Below are 12,832 nucleotides of genomic sequence, written 5' to 3'. Positions count from 1 at the left end.
TGATCAAATATGCGAATTTGTGAGTGTTAGTATCGTCTGGTGAAGCTTGCCGAGTGGGCGCGCCGTAACGATGTGCACCCGCAGACCGCGTACCGCTGGTTCCGCGAGGGGACCATGCCGGTGCCCGCTCGGCGTCTTCCGTCCGGCACGATCATGGTGGAGGTGACCGGCGACGCCCGGCAGGGTCAGGTCGCCGTCTACGCCCGGGTGTCGTCGGCCGGCCAGCGGGCCGACCTGGACCGGCAGGTCGCTCGGGTGACAACCTGGGCCACCGAGCGGGACATGGCCGTCGCGCGGGTGGTGACCGAGGTCGGGTCCGCGTTGAACGGGCGGCGCAAGAAGTTCCTCGGGCTGCTGCGCGACCCGGCCGTGTCGACGATCGTGGTCGAGCACCGGGATCGGTTCGCGCGGTTCGGTGCCGAGTACATTGAGGCGGCGCTGGCCGCGCAGGGCCGTCAGCTGGTGGTGGTCGATCCGGCCGAGGTGGACGACGACCTCGTGCGGGACGTCACGGAGATCCTCACCAGGTTCTGCGCCCGGCTGTACGGCCGCCGCGCGGCGGCGAACCGGGCCAGCCGTGCCGTGGCCGCCGCCACCGCCGAGGACGGGTCGTGAAGCGGTACGAGCCGCCGGCTGGCTGGACCGTGCAGGCGTACCGGTTCGCCCTCGAACCGAGTGACGCACAGGTTGCCGGTCTGCGCCGGAACACCGGCGCGGCCCGGTTCGTGTACAACCACATGCTGGCGCGGGTAAGCGCGGTGAAGGCACAGCGCGCCGCCGAGGCCAGCTACGCAGTGGCCGAGGCGGACCTGACGCCGTGGCAGGGCTGGTCCCTGCCGGACCTGCGACGCACCTGGAACGAGATCAAGCAGTGGGTGGCGCCGTGGTGGGCGGAGTGTTCCAAGGAGGCGTTCAACACCGGCCTGGCGAACCTGTCCGCGGCACTGGGCAACTGGCACGCGTCACGCACCGGCACCCGCAAGGGCCGCCGGGTGGGCTGGCCCCGTGCCAAAAAGAAAAACGGCCGTAGGTCGGCCCGGTTCACCACGGGCGCGATCCGGGTCGACCCCGGCCACCGGCACGTGGTGCTGCCCCGCCTGAGTCGCGTCCGCACCCACGAGTCGACCCGCAAGCTGGCCCGCCGGGTACGGGCGGGCACCGCGACGATCCTGTCCGCCACGGTCACCGAGACCGCCGGCAGGTGGTTCTGCTCGTTCCAGGTCGCGGTCGGACGCACGGTCGGAAGGCGGCCGGCGCACGCGCCGAAAGCCGGCCGGGTCGTCGGGGTGGACGCCGGGATCCAACATCTGGCGGTGCTGTCCACCGGTGAGATGGTGCCGAACCCGGCGCCGTTCAAGGCCGCGTTGCGCAAACTCGGCAAGGCCCAACGCCGGGCCGCCCGGCGGATCGGCCCCTACGACCCGCAGGCCAGACGCGAACGGACCGCGTCCAACCGGTGGCGGCGGGCACAGGACGCGGTGGCTCGACTGCACGCCACGGTCTCGGCCGTCCGCGCCGACTCGTGGCACCACCTCACCACCCGCCTGGCGCAGCGGTTCACCACGGTCGTGGTCGAGGACCTCCACGTGGCCGGGATGGTCCGCAACCGCAAGCTGGCCCGGTCCCTGACCGACGCCGCCCCGGCGACGCTGCGACGGCACCTCGGCTACAAGACCGGCTGGTACGGCAGCACGCTGTGCGTCGCCGACCGGTGGTACCCCAGCTCCAAGACGTGCTCCGCCTGCGAGACGGTGAAACCCAAGCTGTCGTTGGCCGAACGCGTGTTCCACTGCACCGCGTGCGGACTGTCCCTGGACCGGGACGTCAACGCGGCACGTAATCTTGCCGCGCTCGTGCGGCACGTCGACCTGGAGTTGCCGGGCGACGTAAAAACAGGACGTGGAGCCTACGTAAGACCCGTAAGACCTGCATCCGCAGGCGGGGCGGCGGGCCGTGAAGCGTCAAGACCGGTTCATCCGGTCAACGTCGCCCGGCAACGGACGACTGCCAATCATGAGGCACGTTTGCTCACCGAAAGGTAACGGATGCCCATGCTCCAGCAGCGGCACAGCACGCGTCGGAGACTGGCTGCCGCCATCGGGATCACCGTGGTGGTCGCACTGGTCGCGACCGTCGTCCACCTGAGTGGATCGACCACCGACGACAGTGCGACCGGCCCGGGTGCCACCGGGCCGACCACCGCCGGAGCCGGCAGCGATCCGCCGGTGATCCTGCCGGGCCGACCCGGCGAGGAGTCCGAGATCCGGCCGGGCTCGCAGGTGGCCATCGACCCGCCGCAGTACAACTCGCTGGACACCTGGTACGTCCAGATGATGATTCCACACCATACTCAGGCGGTTCAGCTGGCGACGCTCGCCGTCACCCGCACCGACAGCCCCGGGATCCGCGCCTTCGCGGACCGGATCCGGTCTGGCCAGTCCGCTGAGATCGACGTCCTACGGAACTGGCTGCGGGAGCGGGACCTGCCCGCCGGCGACCACGATCACCAGACGATGCCCGGCATGCAGACCGAGCAGGCCGCCCGGGCACTGGCCGCCACCCGAGGAACCGAGTTCGACCGGCGATTCGTCGAAATGATGTCCGAGCACCATCAGGGCGCGGTCGACATGTCGACCCGAGTACTCATCGGCGGCAGTGATCTGACGATCGAGGAACTCGCCACCGCGATCGCCGCTGAGCAGGCAATCGAGATCGACAGAATGCGTGACCTGATCGACATGTGATCGGGCACCTACCGCCGGGCGAGCGCGTCGAGCACAGGCGCACGCTCCCCGGCGGCCGCGGCGTCCCCGGCGTAGCGCAGCAGGGCCGTTCCGTACCGCAGAGCCAGACCGCCGATGGCAAGCCCGACGAGCTCGACCAGCAGCAACGCGATCCCGGACTGCGGCGTCGGACTGGAGTTGCGGATCAGGCAGACGATCAGGAAAACCGCCGCCATCCCGCCACTGATCAGATTGAACCGGACGAGCGCCGACCTGGTCTGCCCGGCCGGTTCGTCCCACAGATCGATCAAGCCGACCGCGGTGGTCAGCCCCATCGCCGCGAGTCCGGCGACGGCGGTCCAGTAACCGACCTCACCGAACAGCCGCGGTGCTCCCACCACGGCGGAGACGTCGAACAACGTGGCGCAGACGAACAGCCCGAACGGTAGCGTGACCAGCATCGGCTGCAGCGGATGGCCGGACCCACCTGACTGCCCTCGCATCGGCCGTCCCGCCTCCCCCACTGGTCACACCGGTCGTGGTGAACGGCACTACCCGAGTATCGCGCCGGAGAAACGCCGTCGCCAGCAGCCGGTCAGCCGTCGAGGCGTTGCACCGAGGCGACCAATCGCTCGGCAACCTCGGACAGCGGTATCGCGGTCGCCTGCGCGGCGTCGCGCAGCACGTCGAGTGCCTCTCCGGCCCGACAGCGCCGCTGGGTCATCACGATGCCGATCGCCGGGCCGATCAGGTCGCTGTCGTGCCAACCGTCGCCAGCCAGGTCGGAACCTCGCTGGTCACCCCCACGGTCGCGCACCGCGCCGAGTAGCAGCCCGGCGTGTTCGGCGAGCAGCATCGCCGTGAGTTGTTCACCATCAGCGAGAGCACCGTCGCGGTCGGCGTAGAGATTGATCGAGCCGATCACTTCGTCGTCGACGTCGACCGGTGCGCACAACACGGCACGAATCCCACCGTCGACCGCCGCCGGACTCCAGTCCGGCCAGCGCGACGTCTCGGCCAGCGAGGTGACGAGCACGATCTCCCGGTCCCTGATCGCGGTCATCGCCGGCCCGTCCGCCGCGTACTGCAGCTCGTCGAGATCCTTGATCAACGGGTCGGAGGCCGCTACCGACGCAGGCTGGCCGGCACGCAGGATACAGACACTGGCGTAGCTGAGCCCAGGCAACGCGAACCTGGTGGTCAGGGCGAGATGCTGCAGCGCCTGGTCGAAGTCCGTACAGCGGATCATCCCGGCAGTCAGCTCGCGCAGTGTCGCGGCGATCTCCAGAACCGCAAGCCGGCTGTTCCCGACCTGGTCGGGCCGGCTCACGGCGCCAGCACCGGTCCGACCGCCGCTGTAGGCGTCCCACCGGTGCCGGCGGGTACCACAGCCATTCGTCACTCCCGTCATCCGCGCCGGCGGGCGAGGCTCGGCAACCACCGGCAGCCGGCCGAGCCTACCGGCGGCCACCGTCTGGCGTGCCCGATTTCCGACGGTCGCCTCAGCCCCGGCCGCTGCCGCCGAGGCGTCGCCCCACCGACGAGATCAGCCGGTCCAGCTCGGACCCGAACGGGTTGTCGTGTACCAGGTACGTCCAGGTCGCGCTCGGTCGTACCAGCTGCGCGTCGTCGGGCTGCCAGTCCTCGTCGAACTCGGTCTCGGTGAACGTCGCGACCGTACGCGCCTCGATCTCCGGGATCAGCTGGTTGAACGCGGGGACAGCCGACCGGTGGAACTCGTCGAGCGGGTCGAGCCGGCCGAGCGCCCGCAGGTGCACGCCCTCCCGGACCTCGGACAGCTCCGCGAGGTGCTCGGCCCAGAGCCGGTCCAAGTGGTAGAGGGCGATCGTCCGCGCCGCCCGGGACAACAGGTCCTCGTCCATCTCGGCACAGCGGTCCGGGAGCCGCTCCATGAGCATCAGCGCGGCGATCTCCGTGGTGAGCAGCCGCTCGCGCCGCTCGGCCAACGCCTTGCGCTGTTGCTCGATCACCACGCTGTACCGCCAGGTGTTGCGGTGGATCTCGTAGTCGACACCCTCGGCGATCCGTTGGGCGTACTCGATGGCGAAGTCCACCTGATCGTCCTGGACGATGCCATCGGGAGTCATCTTCGGCGAGGGCGGAATCGCATCCGGAGCGTGCCGGACGACCAGGTCGTCCTCCAGACTCACGAAGAACATCGAGCCGCCCGGGTCACCCTGACGGCCGGCCCGGCCGCGCAGCTGGTTGTCGACCCGCCGGCTGTCGTGCCGGCCGCTGCCGATGACGAGGAGCCCGCCCAGCTCAGCCACCTGGTCACGGTCTGCCTGGTCGCTTCCGCCCAGCCGGATGTCCACGCCCCGACCGGCCATCTGGGTGGAGACCGTCACCGTGCCGAGGGCACCGGCCTCGGCAATGATCGCCGCCTCCTCGTCGTCGTTCTTCGCGTTCAGTACCGCGCAGGGCACCCCCGCCTCGCCGAGCGCCGTCGCGAGGCTCTCCGACTCCTTGACGTCCAGCGTGCCGACCAGCACCGGCCGGCCGGTGGCGTGGGCCGCCTTGATCTCGGTGACGAGCGCCTCGTCCTTCTCGGCGCGGGTGGCGTAGATCCGGTCCGGCTCGTCGACGCGGACGCACGGCGTGTGCGGTGGGATGACCGCCACCTCGAGCTTGAAGAACTCCCGCAACTGGTCGCCGACCAGGACCGCGGTGGCCGTCATCCCACACAGCGTGCGGTACGTCGCCACGAAGGCCTGCACGGTGATGGTGGCGAGTACCTCGCCCTCCGCGGTGGCGTTGAGCCCCTCCTTGGCTTCGACCGCGGCCTGCAGACCGTCCGGCCACCGACGGCGTTGTGCCACCCGCCCACGCATCTCGTCGACCAACTCGACCACACCGTCCCGGACGATGTAGTCGACGTCGCGCTTGAGCAGGGCGTGCGCGTGCAGTGCGACGTGGACCGCGGACAGTTGGGCCACGTTGTCGTCGGCGTACAGGTCGATGCCGTCCAGCTTGGCCTCGACCGCCGCCAGCCCGTCTGTGGTGAACGCCACGCTGCGGCCGTCGTCGGCGACGTCGAAGTCTCGGCCCGGCCGCAGACCCCGCACGAGCGCGGCCGCGGTGTGCACCGGATCCTGCTCGCCGGCGACCGCACCGGCCAGGACCATCGGCACCCGCGCCTCGTCGATGAGGATCGAGTCGGCCTCGTCGACGATCGCCGTGGACATGGCGGGCTGGACCCGGTCGGCGATATCGGTCACCAACTGGTCGCGGAGAAAGTCGAAACCGGCCTCGCTCACCGAGACGTAGGTGACGTCCTGCTGGTACGCCTGGCGCCGCTGCGCGGGGGTGCTGCTCTCGGTGACCCAGCCGACCGACAGGCCGAGCAGCGTGTACACCGGGGCCATCCACTCCGCGTCACGACGCGCCAGGTAGTCGTTGACCGTCAGCACGTGCACCGGCCCGTTGCCCCGACGCACGTGCCCGTACGCGGCGACGGTGGCGGTCAGGGTCTTACCTTCGCCGGTGGCCATCTCCGCGACCTTGCCGGCCAGTAGCGACATCGCACCGAGCAGCTGTTCATCGAACGGCCGCTCGCCGATGGCCCGGCGAGCCGCCTCGCGCCCCAAGGCGCAGACGTCGACGAACTCGACGGCGCGGGCGGCCGCCTCCGTCAGCTCGGCGTCGTCCAGCGCGCGTAGGTCCTCCTCGCGCGCGGCGATCGCGGGAAGCAACTTCGCCAACGGCGCGAGATCGACCGTGCTGCCCGGCCGCTGGAGGAAACGCCGGAACCGACTCTTCAGACGCTGCGACACACCCATGACGGTCAACGCTACGCGACGCGCCGACGGCACGGTGCCCCGCCCGGCCCTGGATCGTCGGGTCGGTGTGGCTTGCGGCGGTGCCACCGACCCCGTTCAGGCATACCCGTGGTCACGGCGGGTAGCCGGTAGCGGTTTGACCGTCGGCACGGGGGTGGATCATGGGGTACGCGCGAACGACCATCGCTCCCACGGTGGGTGACTGGGCCGCCCGGCGTACCGCCGTGGCGGGGCGGTGGACGCCGTGGGAGCTGGCCATGGCCAAGGACGGACGGCGGGTGAGTGTCGTCCTCCCGGCCCGCAATGAGGAGTCCACCGTCGGTCCGATCGTCCGGTCGATCCGGGAGCATCTGGTGGAGCGGGTGCCGCTGGTCGACGACGTACTGGTGGTCGATTCCCGGTCGCACGACGCGACGGCGGCCGTTGCGGTCGCGGCCGGCGCCCGAGTGGTTGGACAGGACGAGATGACCCGCGGACTACCTCGGCTGGAAGGCAAGGGCGACGCACTGTGGTCCGGGTTGGCCGCGACCGACGGCGACCTGGTCGCCTTCGTCGACGCCGACCTGCGGGAGTTTCAGCCGGCGTTCGTCACCGGGCTGCTGGGACCGTTGCTCACCGACGATTCGGTGACCTTCGTCAAGGGCTTCTACCACCGCCCGCTGGTGCGCTCGACCGACGTCGAGGCCGACGCGGGTGGCCGGGTCACCGAGATCATGGCCAGACCGCTGTTCAACCTGTTCTGGCCCGACCTCGCTGGTTTCGTCCAGCCACTCGCGGGCGAGTACGCCGGACGGCGGTCGGTGTTGGAACAGATCCCGTTCGTGTCGGGGTACGGGGTGGAGACCGCGATGCTGATCGACCTGCTCGACCTGTGTGGCCTCGACGCGCTCGCCCAGGTCGATCTCGGCGAGCGACGGCACCGGCACCAGAGCACCGAGGCGCTGGGCCGGATGTCCGCCCAGATCCTGCTGACCGCGTGGTCCCGGCTCTACCACAAGGGATGGGTGATCTCCGAACGCCCGCCGGGGAGTCTGCTCACCCAGTTCCGGCGGGGAGACGCGGCCGCGATGAGCAGCCTGGAACGGGAGATCGTGGTCAGTGACGTGTCGGTCCAGGAGCGCCCTCCGCTCGGTCAGCACCGCCGGTCCCTCGCGACGGCGACCAGCGGTTGAATCGTCGGCGGCGGGCTGATTCCCACCGCCACCGGCGATCCGAACTGCCCCAGTGGTGTCGCCGCCGGGGCCACCGGGCTACTTCTTGCTGCCGGCGCTCGGTTTGGTCGCGCTGAACACGACGAGTCCGACGATCACCCCGACCAGGGCGATCGCGCCCGAGTTGGACGTGTCGTCACCGGCGCCGGAGATGCCGAAGGCGAACGTCACGGCACCGGCTACGACCGCGGCCACCAGACGATTCCCACGTTGCTTCACGCTGGGCAGGTTACGAGTGGAGACGCTGGCGAGACGGCACGGCGAACGACTCTCCCTCGAACGGGGGACGGGTCGGTCGTCGGTGGTGCCGGTGCGCTCAGCCGAACAACGGGGACAGCCCGGCCACCGTGAGGCTCCGCCGTACGTACGGCTGCGCGCGGGCGAACCGCAACCGGACCGTCGCCCGGCGGGCCGCCTCGTGGCTGGCCAGCAGCGCGGCAATGCCGGCGGCGTCGATGAACCCCACTCCGTCGAGGTCGACGAGCACCTCGTCGTCTCCGGCGGTGCAGACCGCCTCCGTCAGCCCGACGCGCACCCGCTCGGCGGCGTCGCGGTCCAGCTCACCGTGGACTCCGACCAGAATCTTTCCGGCGGTGCGCTCGACCGACATCGTCAGGGTCTCGGCGGTGTCGCCCTGGCCGACCCCCCCGGACTCCCAGCGTGGTGGGGCGTCGGTCAGCATCGCCTGACGCAGCCAGGTCAGCGTGCGCGACAGCAGACGTGAAACGTGCATCTGGGAGATGCCGAACTCGGCGGCGATGTCCGACTGGGTGTAGTTGCCGTAGAAGCGCATCGCGAGGATGCGGCGTTCCCGGGCAGGCAGCCGGTAGAGCAGGCCACTGACGGTGAGCCGGTCGTCAACCGACTCCAGGTCCGCGTCGAGGGCACCGAACATGTCACCGAGTTCGGCCGGACCGTCGTCTCCGACCGGGCCGTTGAGCGAGGCCGGGGTGTAGCCGGCGGCCGATTCCAACGCGGCCAGGATGTCCTCTTCGGAGGTCTCCAGGCGCGCCGCCAGTTCCGCGACCGTCGGCGACCTGGACAGTTCGCTGGTCAGCACCGCGGTCGCCTGGCTGACCTCGATGGTGAGATCCTGGAGCCGGCGCGGTACGTGCACGCCCCAGGTCCGGTCACGGAAGTGACGTTTGATCTCACCGGTGATGGTCACCGCCGCATAGGCGGTGAAGGAGCCGCGCTCCGGATCGTAGCGGTCGACCGCCTTCACCAGGCCGAGTCGAGCCACCTGTTCGAGATCCTCCAACGGCTCGCCACGACCCCGGTACCTGCGGGCCAGCCGACCGGCGAATGGCAGCGCGAGCTGAACCAGTTCCTCCCGGAGATCTCGACGCCGGCTTTCCGGCTGACCGGCGAACCGGGCAGCGTATGACAGGGCGGCACCGTCCAGGTCTTCCAGTGCGTGTTCTGATCGAGTCGCAGTACGTTTCGGTCCGGACATTCCGCCCCTCCCGGGTAATCCGGCTTCGAGCTACGCGTTCCGGTATCCAGGGCGCGGGCCGCCGGTCAGGTCCCCCCTTGCCGGGCCGCCACTCCCTACGCCGGACCTTACTGCCAGTGACGACACAACCCAATCCATAGGCGCTAAATGCCGCGAAATTTCCACGGGTGCGCGGTCAGCGGACCCACGACCGGTCAACCCGTGACCGGGTCCGCGTAACGCAGGACCGCGCCGACGCCGCCGTCCAGTTCGGCCTCCTGGCCGACCAGCACCAGATCCGCGTCGGTCGCGGCCAACGCCCGCAGCAGTGCCGCGTCGGCGCGCACCTCACGCGGTTCGGCGACCGACATGGCCGTCAACTGGGTGGGGTCCAGCGCGATCTGGGTCGGTTCCGGCCCGATCCACACCCGCTGCGTGGAGGACGGATCGTCGACCAGCAGCATCGTCTCGACCTGGGCCCGTTGCAGGGCACCGATGACCGCCGGCAGTCCGTCGCCACGACCGTGCTGAGAGCCGTACCGGTCCAGCGCCTGATCGGTGTGCCTGGCCGCCACCTCGGCTATCGCCCGGATGGTCGACTCGGTCAACGGCTCCGGGTCGGCCCCCACCGCCCGGGATCCGACATCCGCCTGCACGGTACGTGACTGCCAGTGCTGCGGCAGCCGACCGATGAGCAACTGCCGTGCCTGCGGGTCACCGGCCACGACCAGTATCTCCGCGCCCACCTGCTCAGCGAGCGCCGCGGTGGCGGCGGCGCTCTCTCCGGCGTTGCGATGCCAGGTCGTCTCGGCCGCGCGCTGGAACCGCGCCTGGGACCAGGCACCCGGCTTGACCTTGCGGATCGGCTGTGTCGCCGAACCGTCGACGCCCAGCTGCCGGGGCAGACCACCGGCACTGACCGCGTCGATCTCGGCACCGGTCCGGCTGACCAGCACCCGAATCCAGCTGATCTCCTCGCCGCGGTGGGCGACCAGTGGCATGGCGTGCGGAAGCGGTCCCACCGCCGCGAGGTCCCGCTGGGGCGGCGCGGGAAGGTAGTCGTGCAGGACCACCTCGCCGTTGGCGGCGCTCAGCGCCAGGCCGTACTCACCGGAGCGGGGCACGTGCCGCAGCACGGACGAGCCCAGGGCGGTGATCGTCGCCGGATCGGCACCCCGGTCGCCGAGCTGGGCGGCAAGGGCCCGCCAGCGCAACTCGAGTGCCTCCGCCGCGTCCTCGGTGTCATGTGAGGCGTCGAGATAGACCGACGCCCACGGTCCGGGCCGGGCGTACAGCGGCCGCAGAAATGATAGATCCATGCCAGTACCCCCTCCTCTCCACGCCGACATACCCGGCTTGCCTCCCAAATCACCGCAGATCAAGCCCACAATCGCCCCATGAGCCCCATTCATTCATGGCATTCACGCTGATCCATAGATACAATGCGTGAACAAGCGCAAACATTCGGTGGTGATAGATGGATCCCGAGCTCTTCCCGGAGCGCGCCGCACACCGACCCGGACCGATCATCACCGGACATGTGGTACGTCTGGTAGCCGGCTACTCACGGCCGATCAAAGTCGGCCAACCGGTACTGATCGGTGTCCTCGCCGCCGCCGGGGTGATCCGGACGCTGAGCGCCGCCCTGTCCTCCGTACGGTTGGCCGGCAGCGGCTCCTCCGCCGCCCGGCGCAAGTGGAAGGACCTTCGTACCGGGCCCGAGTACCTGGTCACCCCGCTGCACATCCGGGACACCAGTGGCGTGTTGTGCGAGATGGAGATCCACGGGCACGTGCCGCAGAGCGCCCTCGACCCCGCCGACCACGTTCAGGTCACGGTCCGCCGGCAGAAGGACCCGGAGCTGCCGCCACGGGTCGAACGGATCGTCAACCTGACCACCGGCCAGTTCCTCACCCCGCGTACCCCGACCCTGCGGTCGCATCTCGGTCCCGCGCTGCTGTTCCAGGCGGTCCTCGGAGTGCTCGCCCTCCTCGCGCTCGTCGCAGTTGTGATCATGTTGCGCTGAACCTGCCGGTACCACTGGGTGATCCACCTCATGGCCACCTCCACCTGATGGATGACCTGATCGCGGGGAGTACTGCGTGAGACGGAGTCGATCCACCACCGCCGGGCCGAGGTCGGCAAGCTGCGGATACGGGATCATGGAGCGATGACGCACCTGCCGTGCCGACAGGCCGGGTCGTGACCCATCTGCTGATCTCCGTCGCCTTCGCGCTGGCCTCCTCCGGCGCCTACGCCCTCGGCGCGGTCGTCCAGGAGCGACTCGCCGTACGTCTCGGCGCGAGTACCCCCTGGCGCGTGATGCTCCACGCGCTGCTCCGGGCCCGCCGCTGGTGGCTCTCCGTCGCGCTCAACGCCCTTGGTGCCCTGCTGCACGTCGCCGCGCTGGCCTACGGACCGTTGTCGGTGGTACAGCCACTCGGTGCACTCACCCTCGTGCTGGCGCTGCCGATCGGGGCCGCGTTCACCGCCCGACGCGTCGCCAACCGCCAGTGGCTCGGTGCCGCACTGACCATCGTCGGGTTGCTCCTGTTGCTGATGCTGACCGTCCCGGGAAGCGGCGACGGGATGGACCCAGCCGACACCACCACGCTGATCATCGCCAGTGCCCTCGTGCTGACCGCCATGATCGCCGGGACGGCCATGGTGCGACGAACGGTGCCTCGTAGCCTGATGTACGCCATCGGTGCCGGGGTGGCGTTCGCGGTCGCCTCGGCCCTGACCCACGCCGTCACCCGGCAGTACGAAGCCACCGGAGCCGCCACCCTGCTCAGCCCGACGGTGCCCGCCATCGCGGCGATGGCCATCGCTGGTGTGCTGTTGTCCCAACTCGCCTACCGGGGCAGTGGTCTCGGCGCCCCGCTGGCCACGGTCACCCTGGCCAACCCCGTCGCCTCGGCCGTGATCGGCGTGGTGTTGTTCGGCGAACGTTTCAGCGACGGACCGCTCGCGATGGTCTTGCTGGTGGTCGCCGCCAGCGCCGCCAGCGCCGGCATCGTGCTGCTGTCGCCACCGGCGGCCGCGCCCCGGGGCGGCACCGCTGTGGAGCCGAAGGTGAGCCAGCCCCGCACACCGGCGTTGTGTCGGCGCTGAACGCGACCGCGCCACCCCGCCGCTGACCGGACCGACCGGGTACCGCCAGCGGCCGTGTCTTCGGTCACCTCCGGCCGGTTCCGGGATGCGAATCCGCGCTCCATGCCGTTTGCTTGACTGCGAGACCCGTCGCGCACCGCTGCGCGGCGCCTCTCCCCGATACCCCGGCCGTCGGCCACCACCTCCTCCGCACCACCAGGCCGTCGGCCTGCACTGCCATCACGCGCAGCAACCGCACCATGCCCTGCCGGCGTCGGCGCCGGCACACCCGCACACGTTCCAATGGATGGAGAAGATTGCGATGACCCTGCGGGTCGGCGATCAGTTCGCCAACGCACTGGTCACCCAGGACGGTCTGTGCCGTCCGGTCCCGACTGCACGACCGCACCCGCCCCGGCCCGCGGCCGGTGACGCCGCTGCCGATGGCCGACGCCGGATCCTGATGCTGTCCTGGGAGTACCCGCCGGTGCTGGTGGGAGGACTGGGCCGGCACGTGCACGCCCTCTCCGTCGCCCTGGCCAACGCCGGCCACGAGGTCACCGTCGTCAC

At 70.2% G+C, this 12,832-nt stretch carries 13 protein-coding genes; 7 read left to right on the top strand and 6 right to left on the bottom strand.

Annotated elements, in window-relative coordinates; genetic code table 11:
- Positions 1 to 39 precede the first annotated feature (39 nt).
- Genes ACFHVL_RS06830 through ACFHVL_RS06820 form a run of 3 tightly spaced genes read left to right on the top strand, consistent with a single transcriptional unit; the run spans position 40 to position 2,744 of the window.
- Positions 40 to 615 carry an IS607 family transposase gene (locus ACFHVL_RS06830; protein WP_416626281.1) on the top strand — a complete coding sequence of 192 codons (576 nt, stop codon included), beginning with the start codon at positions 40 to 42 and terminating at the stop codon, positions 613 to 615.
- Complete coding sequence (tnpB, locus tag ACFHVL_RS06825) at positions 612 to 2,042, top strand: IS607 family element RNA-guided endonuclease TnpB (protein WP_416626280.1); 1,431 nt, start codon at positions 612 to 614, stop codon at positions 2,040 to 2,042. The genes ACFHVL_RS06830 and tnpB overlap by 4 nt, the downstream gene beginning before the upstream one ends.
- 3 nt (positions 2,043 to 2,045) lie before the next feature.
- A complete protein-coding gene (locus ACFHVL_RS06820; RefSeq protein WP_416626278.1) occupies positions 2,046 to 2,744 on the top strand; it encodes a DUF305 domain-containing protein in 699 nt (232 codons plus the stop codon).
- 8 nt (positions 2,745 to 2,752) lie between these two features.
- Here the strand turns inward: ACFHVL_RS06820 and ACFHVL_RS06815 are convergent, their stop codons facing one another.
- From ACFHVL_RS06815 to secA2, 3 genes are all read right to left on the bottom strand, one after another.
- Positions 2,753 to 3,226, bottom strand: a complete 474-nt coding sequence (locus tag ACFHVL_RS06815) for a DUF2231 domain-containing protein (RefSeq protein ID WP_416626277.1) — start codon at positions 3,224 to 3,226, stop codon at positions 2,753 to 2,755.
- Positions 3,227 to 3,318: 92 nt separating this feature from the next.
- On the bottom strand, positions 3,319 to 4,053 hold the full coding sequence (locus ACFHVL_RS06810; RefSeq protein ID WP_416626276.1) for a GAF and ANTAR domain-containing protein: 735 nt from the start codon (positions 4,051 to 4,053) through the stop codon (positions 3,319 to 3,321).
- A 172-nt stretch (positions 4,054 to 4,225) separates the two neighbouring features.
- Entirely contained in the window at positions 4,226 to 6,523 is a 2,298-nt protein-coding gene (gene secA2 / locus ACFHVL_RS06805; RefSeq protein WP_416626274.1) for an accessory Sec system translocase SecA2, read from the bottom strand.
- 161 nt (positions 6,524 to 6,684) lie between these two features.
- On the opposite strand from secA2, the gene ACFHVL_RS06800 reads away from it, so the two are divergent.
- Positions 6,685 to 7,695, top strand: coding sequence for a glucosyl-3-phosphoglycerate synthase (locus ACFHVL_RS06800; protein ID WP_416626272.1), 1,011 nt, complete (start codon positions 6,685 to 6,687; stop codon positions 7,693 to 7,695).
- 78 nt (positions 7,696 to 7,773) lie between these two features.
- Here the strand turns inward: ACFHVL_RS06800 and ACFHVL_RS06795 are convergent, their stop codons facing one another.
- The 3 genes from ACFHVL_RS06795 to ACFHVL_RS06785 all read right to left on the bottom strand — a co-directional run bounded on the left by ACFHVL_RS06795 (position 7,774) and on the right by ACFHVL_RS06785 (position 10,488).
- Positions 7,774 to 7,953 carry a hypothetical protein gene (locus tag ACFHVL_RS06795; RefSeq protein ID WP_416626270.1) on the bottom strand — a complete coding sequence of 60 codons (180 nt, stop codon included), beginning with the start codon at positions 7,951 to 7,953 and terminating at the stop codon, positions 7,774 to 7,776.
- Positions 7,954 to 8,050: 97 nt separating this feature from the next.
- Complete coding sequence (locus tag ACFHVL_RS06790) at positions 8,051 to 9,190, bottom strand: SigB/SigF/SigG family RNA polymerase sigma factor (RefSeq protein WP_416626268.1); 1,140 nt, start codon at positions 9,188 to 9,190, stop codon at positions 8,051 to 8,053.
- A 194-nt stretch (positions 9,191 to 9,384) separates the two neighbouring features.
- Positions 9,385 to 10,488: a Vms1/Ankzf1 family peptidyl-tRNA hydrolase gene (locus ACFHVL_RS06785; RefSeq protein ID WP_416626266.1), complete on the bottom strand. Its 1,104-nt coding sequence runs from the start codon at positions 10,486 to 10,488 to the stop codon at positions 9,385 to 9,387.
- Positions 10,489 to 10,646: 158 nt separating this feature from the next.
- On the opposite strand from ACFHVL_RS06785, the gene ACFHVL_RS06780 reads away from it, so the two are divergent.
- The 3 genes from ACFHVL_RS06780 to ACFHVL_RS06770 form a co-directional block, all read left to right on the top strand.
- Positions 10,647 to 11,195, top strand: a complete 549-nt coding sequence (locus tag ACFHVL_RS06780; protein ID WP_416626265.1) for a hypothetical protein — start codon at positions 10,647 to 10,649, stop codon at positions 11,193 to 11,195.
- A gap of 176 nt (positions 11,196 to 11,371) precedes the next feature.
- Positions 11,372 to 12,283: a DMT family transporter gene (locus ACFHVL_RS06775; RefSeq protein ID WP_416626264.1), complete on the top strand. Its 912-nt coding sequence runs from the start codon at positions 11,372 to 11,374 to the stop codon at positions 12,281 to 12,283.
- Between the two features lie 286 nt (positions 12,284 to 12,569).
- Positions 12,570 to 12,832: glycogen/starch synthase (locus ACFHVL_RS06770; RefSeq protein ID WP_416626262.1), on the top strand; the 263-nt coding region annotated here is incomplete at its 3' end.

The sequence above is a fragment of the Micromonospora sp. LOL_023 genome, from assembly GCF_048060115.1.
Lineage (GTDB): Bacteria > Actinomycetota > Actinomycetes > Mycobacteriales > Micromonosporaceae > Micromonospora_E.
This window is presented reverse-complemented; position numbering and strand designations above follow the sequence as displayed.